Here is a 13,223-nt window from a genome sequence, read left to right on the forward strand (position 1 = left end):
ATGCGGAGTATGGTAGAGCGCACGAACCCGTCGGCGTCCCTTGCCCTGTCCCTCGGACAGGCCCGTCGGCGCTGGCGCCTCCGGCACCTCGCGGCCGGCGCGGTCATCGTGGTCGCCGCGTTAGGCATCACGGTCTGGGGGGCGGCGGCGGTCATGGAACGCCTCCGATTCAATGCCGAGAGCGTGGTGCTGGGCCGCATCATCCTGGGCCTCGTGTCCGCAGTGGTCGGGGTCCGCTGGATCCTGTACCCACTGTTGCGGCGCATCACGGACGACCGGCTGGCCCTGTACCTCGAGGAGAAAGTGCCTTCGCTGGATGGAGCGGTCCTCTCCGCGGTCGAGGTGCAACGGATGCCGGCCCAGTCTGAGGCGCGCTCGCCCCTGCTGGAGCGCGGCCTGCTGACGGACGCCGTGCGGCGGATCGAACGGTCGCCGGAAATCCCGGTCCTGGAACGCGGGGCCACGCTGAAGTCGGCGACGGTCGCGGCGCTGCTGATGGCAGGGGTCGTGGCGTTTGTCGCACTGGGGCCTTCGTATGTGCGACAGGGTACGCGGCTGATGCTGACCCCGTGGAGTGACCCGGCGGTGGCACCGGTGTACGCCATCGCCCTCGAACCCGGGGACGTGACCGTGGCGCGCGGGAGTGATGTGCAGGTCAACGCGCGGTTGCAGGGTTTCACGAGCGAGTTGGTGGAGATTGTGGTGCGCCGTGGCAAGGATGGCGATTGGCAGCGCATTCCGATGGGGCCGTCGGCGGACACCGGGGCGATGACCGCGCGGTTGTTCGACGTGGCGGAGGACGCGGAGTACTTCGTGGAGGCGAGTAATGTGCGCTCGCCGGTCGCGCGGCTCACCGTACGCGACCTGCCGGCCATTGATAGCGTGGCCGTCGAGCTGCGGTTTCCAGGGTACACCGGTCTGGCCCCAGAGCGTGTGACCAACGGCGGCGACATCGCCGCGCTCGCGGGCACACGGGCGACGGTGCAGGTGCGCGTGTCGCGCCCGGTGCGGGCCGGCAGTATTGTGTTTGACAATGGGTCCCGCATCCCGCTCACGGTGACGAATGGGACGGAGCTCTCGACTGCGATGGTCATCCGGAAGGACGGCTTCTATCGTGTAGAGCTCGAGGCGGAGGATGGGACCAAGGTCCCCGGGCCGATTGAGTACGTCATTGACGCGCTTGACGACGCGCCTCCCGGCGTATCGATCACCAAGCCGGGGCGCGACATGCGGCCCAGTGCGGTCGATGAGGTGCTGATCGAGGCTGAGGCCACCGACGACTACGGCGTGGGGCGCATGGAGCTGGTGTACCGGGTCAACGGGGGCGAGGAGAAGACGATAGCGTTGACCGAGGGGACCGGGCGACGGGCCAGGGAGATGAGTGCCGCGCATACGATCTTTCTCGAGGAGATGGGGCTCCAGCCTGGGGATGTGGTGGCGTACTTCGCGCGCGCGTGGGACAACAGCGCGGCGAAGCAACAGGCGGCGAGCGACATCTACTTCCTCACGGTGCGGCCGTTTGATCGCACGTTTCGGCAGAACCAGCAGGGCGGGGGTGGTGGCGGAGGCGGTGGGGGCGAGAACAATCCCGGGGCCATCGTTGAGCAACAGCGTGAGATCATCTCGGCGACCTACAAGGCGCAGCGCGACAGCGCGCGAACCAATGCGCGCACCTTGCGGGAGGACGTAGCCACCATCCACTTGTCGCAAGGCAAGCTCCGGGAACAGGTGGCGCAGATGATCACGCGCCTGCAGCGTCCCGGCGTCCAGCAGGCCGATTCGGGGTTCCGGCAGATCCTCGAGTACATGAAGCAGTCGCAGGAGGAGATGCAGGCGGCGGAGCAGGAGCTCGCCAAGCCCGAGCTGGGCTCTGCACTCGGCCCTGAGCAGCGGGCGTTGCAGCAGGCCGAGCGCGCGGAGGCCGTCTTCCGCGACGTGCAGGTCAGCATGCAGCAGGGCGGTGGCGGCGGAGGCGGCGGAGGGAACGCCAGTGCCTCCGATCTCGCCGACATGCTGGAGCTGGAGACGGACAAGATGCGCAACCAGTACGAGGGGGTGCAGCGCAGCCAGCAGGAGCAGGCGGAGCAGCAGGTGGACGAGACCCTCGAGCGGCTGAAGCGGCTCGCGGCGAGACAACAACAGGAAAACGAGAAGTTGCGGCAGCGCGCGCAGCAGATGCAGGGCGGTGCGGGCGGCGGCGGTGGGTCTCAGCGGCAGCTGGCCGAGGAGACGGAACAGCTGGCGCGCCAGCTCGAGCGCCTGGCCCGCGAGCAGCAGAACACGGAGATGCGGGAGACCGCGCGCCGACTACAGGATGCTGCCAACCAGATGCGTCGCTCGGCGTCGTCCAATGGCTCGTCAGGGTCCGGGGCCGGAGGGGCGGCGACCGAACAGCTCGAGCAGGCCCGTCGGTTGTTGGAGGAGGCGCAGCGCAACACCGCGACCAGCGGAGCCGCGGAAGCCGCTCAGCGCGCCGAGCGCCTCTCCGCTCAGCAGCGCGAGGTGGGCAAGGAAGTCGAGTCCCTGGAAGCGGGGGCCGCGGGACAGGAGCGCGCCCGGCGCCTGGATGAGCGCAAGGCGCAGATGGCCAATGAGGCGGCGGCACTCGAACGTGACCTCGAGCGCATGGCCCGCGACAACCGCGCGCAACAGCAAGGGACGGCCCGGGCCATGCGCGAGGCGGCCGATGGCATGCGCCGCACGCGCGTCGAGGACCGGATCAACTATTCCCGCCAGACGATGACCGCGGCGTCACGCGAGTTCGCCAACAACGTGGAGCGGCAGATCCAGACAGACCTGGACTCGCTGGTCGGCCGAACCAACCGTATTGCCGGGGCGGCCGTCGCCGGGTCCGACAGCGCACAGCGTGTATCGCGAACGTTGGCGCAGGCGCGCGATCTGGTGCGCGGCCTGTCTTCGCTCGAGGAGCGGATGCGTGAGCGTCAACAACAGGCCGCCGCCGCAGGAGCCGGTGGGCAGGGGCAGCAAGGCCAACAGGGATCGCAGCAGCCACAAGGCCAACAGGGTCAGGGCCAGCAGGGTCAGGGGCAACAGGGCCAAGGCCAGCAGGGCCGCAACGGGCAACAAGGCCAGGGCCAGCAGGGGCAAGGCCAACAGGGCCAAGGTCAGGGGCAAGGTCAGGGCCAAGGTCAGGGCCAAGGTCAGGGCCAAGGTCAGGGCCAAGGTCAGGGCCAAGGTCAGGGACAAGGTCAGGGACAAGGTCAGGGCCAGGGGGGCGGGGGAGGCGGCCAAGGCGGTCAGCGCGCGGAAGGACAGGCCGGTGGCCAGGGTGAGCGGCGAGGGCTCCGCGAGGATGGCGGAGGCGAACCCGGTGGACAGCGGCAACCCGGAGGGCAGGCGGGTGGCAACGGTCAGGGCGGACCCGGACGATTCAGCGCGGAGGATGTGCGACAGTTCACCCGCGAATTGCGCGGCCAGCGCGAGACGGCGGAAGCACTCCGACGCAACCTCGCGGGAACCGGGGTTTCCGCCGCTGACCTCGATCGCCTCATTGCGCGGCTCCGCGAAATGGAGGCCGCACGAACGTTCAACGATCCCGAGGAGTTGGAGCGGCTCCAGGTGGCCGTCCTCGAGGGTATGAAAGAGTTTGAATTCGGCCTGCGCCGTCAGCTCGGCGCCGTCGACAAGAATGGCCCGGTCCTTGGCGGTTCCGACGACGTGCCGGCGGCCTATCGGGATATGGTCAACGAGTACTTCCGTTCCCTCTCACGGCGCCCCAAGCGCGACTGATTAACGTTACCGATGCCCACTCGTCCGGATTACACGCAACGCCCCGCCGTGGGCGAACACGCGCCCTACTACAGCACGTATGTGTCCCATGTCGCGGACGGGGACATCCTTGCCACGCTGGCCGCGCAGCACGATCACACGCAGGTGCTGTTGCGCGGGATTCCCGAGAGTCGGGGGGGGCATCGGTACGCCGAGGGGAAGTGGAGCATCCGTGAGGCCGTCGGGCACATGATCGACACCGAGCGCGTCTTCAGTTATCGCGCGATGTCGTTCGCCCGGGGCGACGAGACCCATCTGCCCGCGTTCGACGAAAATACGTGGGTCGCGAACGGGTTCTTTGACGAGCGGTCACTGGCGTCGCTTGCCGACGAGTTTCGCGCGGCGCGCGCCGCGTCACTGGCCCTGCTGGGCCACCTGAATGCCACCGAGTGGTCGCGGGTGGGCAAAGCCAGCGTCGCCCACATGTCGGTGCGTGCGGCCGCGTGGGTCATCGCCGGCCACGAGCTGCACCACGTCGGCATCCTCAAGTCGCGCTACCTGTAGCCGACTGGGCAAGCGTCCGACGAGTACCCCGCGCCCACGGGAAGCGCTCACGCGCCCCGGGGTGGCGCGGTCGCAGCGTCGATCTGTTCGATGGGGGGCCGTTGAACGACATGGTTAAGCGACTATAATGCGGCGTCGGCTGGGTGGTGTCGGGATCGCGGGGCCGACCCTACCTCATTCCCCTAATTGGCATGCGCCGTTCAACGTTCCTCCTGCTGGCCGCCTTCACTGCCGCCGAAGCGCAGGACGCACCAAAGCCGCGTGAGTTCACGTCGGACCTGGGTTTCGTCAGCACAACCGGCAACTCCGAGGTGACCACGTTCAATTTGGGCGAGAAGCTCATCCTCCGCGCAGGGAAGTGGGAGCACAAGCAACAGTTCGGGGCCGTAAACAGTGCGCAGGATGGCAAGCAGACCTCGAACCTGCTCTTCGCCAACTGGCGGTCGGACTTCAGCTTGTCGAAGAACCTGGCCGTGTTCGGCTTCTTTGGCTACGATCGCAACACCTTTGCCGGGATCTCGCGGCGCTTTGAGCAGGCGGCAGGTCTGGCGGCCAAGCTGGTGACGCGTGACACCGACGCCTGGACCTTTGAGGCCGGTCTCGCGATGAATCAGCAGCGAGCGACCGACGGCACGACCCTCAATTTTGCTTCGCTGCGTTCGGGCACGCTCTGGAAGCACCACTTCTCCAAGGCGTCGTACTTCACGCAGGGGGTTGAGTTCCTGCCCTCGTTCAAGAACTCCGACGACTACCGCGTGAATACCGAGACGGCCTTTGTCGCCCCGATCTCCACGCACGTGTCGATGAAGGCGGGGTACGTCATCCGGTACGACAACCTCCCGGAAACCGGCCGCCAGTCGAGCGACCGCATCTTCACAACGGGGCTGCAGTTCAACTGGTAAGCTGGTTGGGGCGGGGCGCAGGACGGGGACAGGGAGCCGCTGGCTCGCTGTCCCCGTTTCACGTACCACCCCGCCCGTAAGTGGCTAGAGCCGCGGGGTATCCCGCAACTCCACCGCACCCTGGGCGGCCCTGTCCCGCAGCTTGAGGTTGACCATCTCCACCGCGAACGAGAAGGCCATCGCGAAGTACGTGTAGCCCTTCGGGATGTGCTGACCCAGCCCCTCGGCCACCAGGTTCGTGCCGATGAGCACGAGAAAGGCCAGCGCCAGGATCTTCACCGTCGGGTGGTCGTCGACAAAAGCCGAGATCGGCCCGGCCGCACGCAGCATGACCCCGAGCGCAATCACGTTGGCGGCCACCATGATCTGGACCTCCTTGACCATCCCGACGGCGGTGATCACCGAGTCGAGCGAAAACACGATGTCCACGACCATGATCTGGAGCACAACGGCCGTGAGTGACTGCGCGACCTTGCCGGTGGTGTGCTCAGCCGTCTGCCCTTCCAGCTTGTCATGGATCTCGTAGGTCGCCTTGGCGATCAGGAAGAGGCCACCCAGGAGCAGGATGATCGCCCGCCCGCTGAAGTCAATGCTCCCGACGCTGAACAACGGGCGGGTGAGGCGCACGATCCAGGCGATGGAGAGCAGCAGCAGGAGTCGGGTAACGAACGCCCCCATCAGCCCGAGCTTGCGCGCCCTGGGCTGGTCCTCCTTTGGAAGCTTGCCGGACAGGATCGAGATGAAGATGATGTTGTCGATCCCGAGGACGATCTCGAGGACAGTCAACGTCAGCAAGCCAATCCAGGCACTTGGGTCGGACAGCCAAGCCATGCGGCAGGGGGGTGAAGGCGAGCCGCAATCTACTGGGTCCGGGCCGCTCAGCGTTGCCTCCACGGCACTGGGTCATACCTTCCCGCGCATGACATCCTCCGTGAACCCAATGGCCGCCGCGGGCCTCGCTCCCGACGACGCCACCCGCGACCTCGGTTTCGGCCAGGTCGTTGCCCAGGAGAGTCGTCGACGCCTCGTCAACCGGGACGGCACGTTCAACGTGGTGCGCCACGGCTTGAGCGCGCTGACCTCACTCAGCGCGTATCACTGGCTCGTGACGATGACCTGGACGCGTTTCGTGGCGCTCCTGGCAGCCAGCATGCTGGTGTGGAATGGCCTGTTTGCCGCACTCTTCATCGCGTGCGGACCTGGCGCGCTCGTCGTCCCGGATGGCGCTGGGGTCGATCACCGGTGGTTGGCCGCGTACTTCTTCTCCGTCCAAACCTTTGCGACCATCGGCTACGGGCAGATCGCGCCGGCCGGCGTCGCGCCGAACGTGGTGGTCGTCGTCGAGTCCTTCATGAGTGTCGTCTTCATCACGCTCGTGACGGGCATCGTCTTTGCGCGGTTCTCGAGGCCGACCGCCAGGGTGAAGTTCAGCGAACGCGCCGTCGTCGCGCCGTACCACGGGGGGCGAGCGTTCATGTTTCGGCTGGTCAACGTGCGCCGCTCCCAGTTGTTCGAGCTGCAAGCCAAGGTGTCGTGTGCCTATTGGGCGGAGGAGGGCGGGCGCCGCTCCCGACGTTTTGCGAGCCTGGAGCTCGAGCGCCCGACAGTCAACTTCCTGCCGCTCTCCTGGACGGTCGTCCACCCGTTCGACGCAAGCAGCCCGTTCCATGGCCTGTCCGAGACGGAGTTCCGCGCCCTCGAACCGGAGTTCCTGGTGCTCCTCTCGGGGGTCGATGAGACGTGGGAGCAGGTGGTGCACGCGCGGTCCTCGTACGCCCTCAGCGAAGTGACCTGGGGGGCGAGGTTCGCCGACATTTACGACCGACGTGACCCTGGCCAACTGGCCATCGACGTCCGCCAGTTGTCGAGCCTTGAGCGCGTCGCACTGTAAGCGGCGTTAGGCGCCTAGGGGGTGAGGTCGGTCGAGTAGGTGTTGAGGAACTCGAGGAAGCGGGATACTTCCGTGATGTCGCGGCCCGTGAAGCGGATGGTATGGGCGTCGATGCGCTGGATGCCCGGGAGGTAGGCGACGATCTCTGCGGCGCGGTAGTGCTTGAAGCTCACGTCCGCGTTGACCTGGCCTCGGAGCTGGTAGGGACGAAAGGAGGCACGTCGCTCCACGCCAGCCTTCGCGCGAGCGCGGATCAACTCCTGTCCCGCCTTGGGGGTCATCGTCTCCGCCGAGTGAAACGAGATCGCGCGTTTCACCTGGGCACCCTCAATGGGCCCCGTGAACTTGCGGACCTCGTCAATGGCGGCGTCGTCGCCGGAAATCATGACGACCGGCACCCCGAAGTGTCCGGCAATTGCAGCGTTGATCCCGCCCTCCGGTGCCTGCGTGCCGTTGAGGGCCACCCCGGTCAGGGTGGCGCTCGACATGGTGTGCGCACGGACGCCAGCGACGTTGGAGGTCCCCGAGTGGTATCCGATAAACAGGACGGCGCCAAACGTCGAGTCGATCCCCTCCATCATCATCAGGGGGCGTGGCCACGATCGCACGATGCGAACGTCGACGGGCAACTGTTCGATCAACAGGTTCTGGCCGTTGCCGTGCGAGTCGCTCACCAGGATTTCCGTGGCACCGGCGTCCCTCGCGCCCAGGATCGCGGCGTTCACCTCATCGGTCATGAACTGGCGAGCGCGCTGATACTCGAAGCCGGTCGGCCCGAGTTGCTCGTTGGTCACGACGCCCGTGATGCCCTCCATATCTGCGGAGATGTAGACCTTGAGGCGGCGGGGCGCCTGTGCGGCGGCCGGCAGGGCCGCGAGGCCGAGGCAGGGGACGAGGGCGAGCAGGGACAGGCGCATGGCGGAATCACCGGACAGGATGCGGAAAGGTGGCGTCGCGCGCGCTACGTTGCGAGGAGCGCTCCGTCCTGGGGGCCTCAGGGACGGTGCGCCTCGTGCCCCGCCGTGGAGTCGCGCATCGGCATGGTCGCTTCGATCCGCTCTGCGACTGGCCTCGGCAGGTCGGACAGGTGTTCGTTCACCACGCGCCATCCCTCGGCCGTCCGCCGCCACAGTGTGGTCCACGTTCCCCCGATCACATGTGGCGTCCCGCGATCGGTCCAGTGCGGGACGTAGTAATTGGCCGTCAGAACCACGGCGTCCCGATTGATCACGTCGGTCTCGATGCGATCCCACTTCCAGGTCGGCGCCACCATGTACTGGCCGACGCCGTCCCAGAAGGCGTTCACCGACATTTGCAGGGAGTCGCGGCTCGTGGTCACGCGCCCCGCCGTCGCCGAGACCACCCGGCCAGACGAGGGGTAGATGGACATCAATCTCCGAACCACGTCGCCTCGTGAGAGGTCATACGCCGACTCCAGAGTGCCTCTTACCTCCTTCCCGATCGCGGTACGCTCCGCATCCGAAAGGGTTGCGGTCGAGCTGCAGGCGATGAGGCCGACGAGTGGGAGGCAACGGAGGAGCGCGCGCATGGGAGCGGGTTGTGCGGGTGGGTCGTGTCTACACTGAAGGTACCGCCCGGGTTGCCTGTCCCCATATGCGGACAGCCGTGTGTCGCCCTGAGGAGACAGACGGATACGGAACGAGGCGGCTGTCCCAGCAGGGGCCGCTTGGCCCGCATCCTGCAACTTATGAATGGCTGGGCAGGTACTCCTGAGCTATAGTTGGTGTACGGTTCACCGGGACGTCGGAGGCTTTATGCGCGCACGATTCGTGGTCGGCCTGCTGGTAGTTGGTGTGGGATGCGGTGGCGCGGGTGATTCCGACCTGTCGTCGGACCTCAAGGCAGACTTGGAAGCCACCAAGTCCACCTTCGAGCTCGCCAATCAGGCTGCAGGTGCCCAGCCAATGCGGTTCGTTTCCGAGCTCGAGCAGGGCAAGGCCTCGGAGCCTGTTGAGCGAACCCGGACCCCGCGCCGCGTGGCCAGCCAAACCACCGGCCCGACCCCCGAGGAGCAAACGTCCCCCGCGCCTGAAGTGCGCCAGGAAACCCAGGTCGCCGAGGCGCAGACCGTCGCCGAGCAGGCGCCGCAGCCTGTACCGGAGATTTCGAGCGTCCCCATGGTCGCGCCGCGACCGGCCTCGCTCCCCGTCGAGATTCCAACGGACGGCGGCGGGCGCGGGCTCGGCGCCGGGGGAATCGGAAATGGAGATGGCGGCGCCGGGATTGGCATCGGCGAGGTGATTGGCGTGGTCATCCGCGGTGGCGCCGTTGGACCCGATCATTGTCCACCGCGCGGGCGACGGCCACGCGGCCGCATCTTCCCGTAGTGACGAAGGGCCGCGATATCGCGGCCCTTCGTGGTATTAGCGAGGGGGGATGATCAGGCGCACCTGATCTCCCGGGCTGACCTGGATGTCGTTGGATACCGGCGTGCGGGTCCCACCGACTGGGTCTGCGAGAAACTGCAGCGACGACACTCCGAAAACGAACTGCGGTGGGATGCGCAGGGTTGTCGTGCTGTTCCCGTTCGCGATCCCCAAGCGAATGCGGGCGCCGCCGCGCAGCAGGTAGATCGTCATGTCGGCGAAGCCCTGATTCTCGATCCGGACGGTGGTGGTGGGCTGCACCGGGGCCGGAGCGCGGCTCCCGCGCCCGCCGCATCCGACGAGACCCACAGGCAGCGCGGTGGCCAGCACGAGGGCGAGTCGGGAGAGCGAAATCAGGCGCATGTGATCGGCGAGATAGTGAAGGGGCGAAAGTGCACGACGCAGTCCTCAAACACCAGCGACTTGGCAAGGTTCAGGCGCAAGGGCATCTTCCGGCCTCACGCTTCCCCCCGCCAACACATGCTGAAGAAGGACTATCCGGACCACCACGACGCCGACCTCGTGCTGAAGTTGTACGAGATGCGTCGAGAAGCCGTCATGCGGGCGTCACGCGCTTCCATCAACGCAGATTTCTGGCCGAAGAGCTGGGAGGATGTGCAAGCGGTGACCAAGCAGGACCATCCCCTCAATGCGGCATGGCGCCAGGTTGGCACCTACTGGGAGATGGTGTACGGAATGGCCAAACACGGCGTGGTCCATCCGGACTTCATGATGGAGAGCTGCGGGGAAGGGATCTTCCTGTTCGCGCGAATCGAGCCCTACCTCGCGCAGATCCGCGAGATCAACCCGTTCGCGTTCCGGAACGCGGAGTGGGTCGTGACGAACTCGGACCGCGGCAAGGCGCTCCTGGAGTTGTTCCGCAAGCGCGTCCAGACCATCCTGGCGGCGCGGTCCTGATGCCTCCAAGAAAAACCGTTGCCGATCCCCAGCCGTTTGTCGTGCGGCGATCGAAGATCCAGGGCCGGGGGGGCTGGGCCACGCGGGACATCAAGAAGGGCGAGTGGATCGTTGAGTACGTGGGCGAGAAGATCACGTGGGCCGAGTCCGATCGTCGCTACGATGACGAGAAGATGTCACGGCATCACACCTTTCTGTTCACGCTGGACAAGCGCTACGTGATCGACGCCGTCAACGAGGGGAACGACGCGCGGTTCATCAACCACTCGTGTGATCCGAATTGCGAGGCGGTCGTCACGAAGGGACACATCTACATCGCGGCGCTGCGCAACATCCGGAAGGACGAGGAGTTGTTTTACGACTACAGCTACGCGCGCGACAAGAACACCACCGAGGAAGACGAAAAGCTGTACGTCTGCAAGTGCGGGTCGGCGAAGTGCCGCGGGACGATCCTCGAGGCGCCAAAGAAGCGGAAGCGACGGAAGCATCACACGGCCGCGCGGCGCGGGCACACGGCAGGAAAAACGTCGGCCGGGAAGAAGGCGGGAAAGAAGACGCCGGGAAGGAAGAAGAAGGTGGGGAAGACCGCTGGCGCCGCCGGGACGCGGAACAAGCGGTCGTCAGCGGGCACCAAGGTGCGGCCGCGTCGATGATCGGCTTTCCGCAGGCCGTGCTGGCCGGGGCGGTCGACTATGCGGGGCTCTTTCCGCCGGCCGGCCTGTCGATGCCGGAGGTCGTGGCGAACTACGCCGTGTATCGCAGCGGGGCCGAGCGCTGGGCGCTTGGCCGACTGGTGGTTCCGGCCGCCCGGCTCGCCGAATGCCTGGAGTGGGCAGGGCCACACCTGCGTGATGGCGACCCGTGGCGCATCGCGGCGCTGGTTCCTGATTCTCCCGCGTTGAGTGCCCTCGGACCGTTCAACGCGGTGCACGGACATCGGATGCTGGTGGATGCGGCGGAAGTTCGCGTCGCGGGTCCGGCGGACGTCGACGCCCTCGCGGCGGTGGCCCATCCCGACCTGGCCGTGTTTGTGGAACTCGCGGTGGACGAACAGCTGCCGGCCTGCCTCTCCAGGGTCAAGGCGGCCGGGTGGAGTGCGAAGATTCGCATGGGGGGCATCGTTGCCTCCGCGATTCCATCCATTGATGACGTCGTTCGCTTCATGCGCGCGTGTCACGACGCGAACGTGACCTTCAAGGCGACCGCCGGGCTTCATCACCCCCTCCGGGGCGAGTACCCGCTGACCTACGCGGCGAATGCACCACGCGCCACGATGCACGGATACTTGAATGTCTTCGCCGCGGCCGGGCTCCTTGCCCGAGGCGGCACGGACGACGAGCTGCGCGCGGTGTTGGCCACCACGGTCGCATCCGGCGCGCCTGCTTCCATGTTCGGCGGCGGCGACCAGTGGGACGCCGTGGCCCGTGCGTCGCGCGCATGGCTCCACGGCTTTGGCTCGTGCTCGTTCCGGGAGCCCCTGGATGACCTCGTTGCCCTGGGACTGGTCGCATGAACCTCAACCCGACGCATGATCCGGCGCGGCGCTCGTGGGTCGAGAGCGCCAACACCGAGGCCACGGACTTTCCCATCCAGAACCTGCCGCTGGGCGTCTTTTCGCGACTGGGGCCCGCCGGTGATCCCCGATGTGGCGTGGCCATTGGTGACCAGGTCCTGGACCTCCGCGAGGCGGCGAGACTGGGAGCGCTTCCCGGGTTCGATCCCGCGGAGTTCGAGGGGAAACTCAACGCGCTCATGGCGCAGCCGCCGTCCCGGTGGCATGCGTTGCGTGCGTCGGTGAGTGAACTCCTCTCCGTTGATGGCGGGGCGGCCGAGCGTGGACGGCGGGTGGCAGGGGAGATACTCGTCAGGCAGGACCAGGTGACGATGCATGTCCCGGCCACCATCGGTGACTACACGGATTTCTACGCCTCGGTCTTCCACGCGACCAACGTGGGGTCGATGTTCCGCCCGGACAACCCGCTGCTACCTAACTACAAGTGGGTTCCGATCGGGTATCACGGGCGTGCGTCGTCCATCGTGGCCAGCGGCACGGCCGTGCGACGGCCGGTCGGGCAGGTGAGTGCCAACCCTGCGGGGCCGCCCAGCGTGGGACCAACCGCGCGGCTCGACTACGAAGTGGAGCTCGGCGCGTGGATCGGGGGAGACAATGCCCTGGGAACGACGGTGCCGGTCGCCTTGGCCGGTGAGCGCCTGTTTGGCCTGAGCCTGCTGAACGACTGGTCCGCGCGTGACATGCAGGCCTGGGAGTACCAGCCGCTCGGGCCGTTTCTCGCCAAGAACTTCGCGTCGTCGGTGTCACCGTGGGTCGTCACCGCCGAGGCACTCGCTCCGTTTCGCGTTCCAGCGTTCGTCCGCCCCGAAGGAGACCCCGCGCCGCTGCCCTACCTGTCGGATGCCGCTGACCAGGCCACCGGCGGGTTTGACATCACCGTGGAATGTTGGCTCGCCACTGCGGGCATGCGAGCAGCCGGTGTGCCACCCATGCGCCTGAGCCTGGGGTCAGCGCGTGACCTGTACTGGACCTTCGCCCAGATGGTAGCCCATCACGCGAGCAATGGCTGCAATCTGCGGCCGGGCGACTTGCTGGGCAGCGGGACCGTCTCGGGCGAAGCGAAGGGGAGTCGCGGTTGCCTGCTGGAGTTGACCTGGAGGGGGACCGAGCCGATCACGTTGCCCACGGGCGAGGTGCGGAGCTTTCTCGCAGATGGCGACGCCATCACATTGCGCGCGTCGGCGACAGCGCCAGGCTTTCGCAGCATCGGGTTTGGGGAATGTGTGGGGATCATCCTTCCGGCTACGGGCCAGGAGTGA

General features: G+C 66.8%; 13 protein-coding genes. 9 read left to right on the forward strand and 4 right to left on the reverse strand.

Features of this window, described 5'->3' with window-relative positions:
• From IPK85_16410 to IPK85_16420, 3 genes are all read left to right on the forward strand, one after another.
• Complete coding sequence (locus IPK85_16410; protein MBK8248961.1) at nucleotides 1-3,750, forward strand: hypothetical protein; 3,750 nt, start codon at nucleotides 1-3, stop codon at nucleotides 3,748-3,750.
• Nucleotides 3,751-3,762: 12 nt separating this feature from the next.
• A complete protein-coding gene (locus IPK85_16415) occupies nucleotides 3,763-4,293 on the forward strand; it encodes a DinB family protein (GenBank protein MBK8248962.1) in 531 nt (176 codons plus the stop codon).
• A gap of 191 nt (nucleotides 4,294-4,484) precedes the next feature.
• Nucleotides 4,485-5,195, forward strand: coding sequence for a DUF481 domain-containing protein (locus IPK85_16420; protein MBK8248963.1), 711 nt, complete (start codon nucleotides 4,485-4,487; stop codon nucleotides 5,193-5,195).
• 84 nt (nucleotides 5,196-5,279) lie between these two features.
• Here IPK85_16420 and IPK85_16425 read toward each other — a convergent pair whose 3' ends face one another.
• A complete protein-coding gene (locus IPK85_16425; GenBank protein ID MBK8248964.1) occupies nucleotides 5,280-6,026 on the reverse strand; it encodes a TerC family protein in 747 nt (248 codons plus the stop codon).
• Nucleotides 6,027-6,114: 88 nt separating this feature from the next.
• On the opposite strand from IPK85_16425, the gene IPK85_16430 reads away from it, so the two are divergent.
• Entirely contained in the window at nucleotides 6,115-7,086 is a 972-nt protein-coding gene (locus tag IPK85_16430) for a transporter (GenBank protein MBK8248965.1), read from the forward strand.
• A 14-nt stretch (nucleotides 7,087-7,100) separates the two neighbouring features.
• On the opposite strand, the gene IPK85_16435 is transcribed toward IPK85_16430, so the two are convergent.
• Both IPK85_16435 and IPK85_16440 read right to left on the reverse strand, forming a co-directional pair.
• Nucleotides 7,101-8,003, reverse strand: a complete 903-nt coding sequence (locus IPK85_16435) for a M55 family metallopeptidase (protein ID MBK8248966.1) — start codon at nucleotides 8,001-8,003, stop codon at nucleotides 7,101-7,103.
• Nucleotides 8,004-8,080: 77 nt separating this feature from the next.
• Nucleotides 8,081-8,635, reverse strand: a complete 555-nt coding sequence (locus IPK85_16440; GenBank protein MBK8248967.1) for a hypothetical protein — start codon at nucleotides 8,633-8,635, stop codon at nucleotides 8,081-8,083.
• 226 nt (nucleotides 8,636-8,861) lie between these two features.
• On the opposite strand from IPK85_16440, the gene IPK85_16445 reads away from it, so the two are divergent.
• Nucleotides 8,862-9,434 (forward strand): hypothetical protein, encoded by a 573-nt coding sequence (locus IPK85_16445; protein MBK8248968.1) that lies wholly within the window; start codon nucleotides 8,862-8,864, stop codon nucleotides 9,432-9,434.
• Nucleotides 9,435-9,470: 36 nt separating this feature from the next.
• Here the strand turns inward: IPK85_16445 and IPK85_16450 are convergent, their stop codons facing one another.
• Nucleotides 9,471-9,836, reverse strand: a complete 366-nt coding sequence (locus IPK85_16450; protein ID MBK8248969.1) for a hypothetical protein — start codon at nucleotides 9,834-9,836, stop codon at nucleotides 9,471-9,473.
• Nucleotides 9,837-9,953: 117 nt separating this feature from the next.
• Here IPK85_16450 and IPK85_16455 point away from each other — a divergent pair, with 117 nt between their 5' ends.
• Genes IPK85_16455 through fahA form a run of 4 tightly spaced genes read left to right on the forward strand, consistent with a single transcriptional unit; the run spans nucleotide 9,954 to nucleotide 13,223 of the window.
• Nucleotides 9,954-10,391, forward strand: coding sequence for a hypothetical protein (locus IPK85_16455; protein ID MBK8248970.1), 438 nt, complete (start codon nucleotides 9,954-9,956; stop codon nucleotides 10,389-10,391).
• Nucleotides 10,391-11,044 (forward strand): SET domain-containing protein-lysine N-methyltransferase, encoded by a 654-nt coding sequence (locus IPK85_16460; GenBank protein MBK8248971.1) that lies wholly within the window; start codon nucleotides 10,391-10,393, stop codon nucleotides 11,042-11,044. Before IPK85_16455 ends, IPK85_16460 begins: the two co-directional genes overlap by 1 nt.
• Nucleotides 11,041-11,904 (forward strand): hypothetical protein, encoded by an 864-nt coding sequence (locus IPK85_16465; GenBank protein ID MBK8248972.1) that lies wholly within the window; start codon nucleotides 11,041-11,043, stop codon nucleotides 11,902-11,904. Before IPK85_16460 ends, IPK85_16465 begins: the two co-directional genes overlap by 4 nt.
• Nucleotides 11,901-13,223 (forward strand): fumarylacetoacetase, encoded by a 1,323-nt coding sequence (gene fahA / locus IPK85_16470; protein ID MBK8248973.1) that lies wholly within the window; start codon nucleotides 11,901-11,903, stop codon nucleotides 13,221-13,223. Before IPK85_16465 ends, fahA begins: the two co-directional genes overlap by 4 nt.

It is taken from the genome of Gemmatimonadota bacterium, assembly GCA_016712265.1.
Classification (GTDB): domain Bacteria; phylum Gemmatimonadota; class Gemmatimonadetes; order Gemmatimonadales; family Gemmatimonadaceae; genus RBC101.

What these genes read in the sequence shown, in the direction of transcription:
- IPK85_16410 (MBK8248961.1), top strand. Translation starts at nt 1, where the DNA reads ATGCGGAGTATGGTAGAGCGCACGAACCCGTCGGCGTCCCTTGCCCTG.
- IPK85_16415 (MBK8248962.1), top strand. Translation starts at nt 3,763, where the DNA reads ATGCCCACTCGTCCGGATTACACGCAACGCCCCGCCGTGGGCGAACAC.
- IPK85_16420 (MBK8248963.1), top strand. Translation starts at nt 4,485, where the DNA reads ATGCGCCGTTCAACGTTCCTCCTGCTGGCCGCCTTCACTGCCGCCGAA.
- IPK85_16425 (MBK8248964.1), bottom strand. Translation starts at nt 6,026, where the DNA reads ATGGCTTGGCTGTCCGACCCAAGTGCCTGGATTGGCTTGCTGACGTTG.
- IPK85_16430 (MBK8248965.1), top strand. Translation starts at nt 6,115, where the DNA reads ATGACATCCTCCGTGAACCCAATGGCCGCCGCGGGCCTCGCTCCCGAC.
- IPK85_16435 (MBK8248966.1), bottom strand. Translation starts at nt 8,003, where the DNA reads ATGCGCCTGTCCCTGCTCGCCCTCGTCCCCTGCCTCGGCCTCGCGGCC.
- IPK85_16440 (MBK8248967.1), bottom strand. Translation starts at nt 8,635, where the DNA reads ATGCGCGCGCTCCTCCGTTGCCTCCCACTCGTCGGCCTCATCGCCTGC.
- IPK85_16445 (MBK8248968.1), top strand. Translation starts at nt 8,862, where the DNA reads ATGCGCGCACGATTCGTGGTCGGCCTGCTGGTAGTTGGTGTGGGATGC.
- IPK85_16450 (MBK8248969.1), bottom strand. Translation starts at nt 9,836, where the DNA reads ATGCGCCTGATTTCGCTCTCCCGACTCGCCCTCGTGCTGGCCACCGCG.
- IPK85_16455 (MBK8248970.1), top strand. Translation starts at nt 9,954, where the DNA reads ATGCTGAAGAAGGACTATCCGGACCACCACGACGCCGACCTCGTGCTG.
- IPK85_16460 (MBK8248971.1), top strand. Translation starts at nt 10,391, where the DNA reads ATGCCTCCAAGAAAAACCGTTGCCGATCCCCAGCCGTTTGTCGTGCGG.
- IPK85_16465 (MBK8248972.1), top strand. Translation starts at nt 11,041, where the DNA reads ATGATCGGCTTTCCGCAGGCCGTGCTGGCCGGGGCGGTCGACTATGCG.
- fahA (MBK8248973.1), top strand. Translation starts at nt 11,901, where the DNA reads ATGAACCTCAACCCGACGCATGATCCGGCGCGGCGCTCGTGGGTCGAG.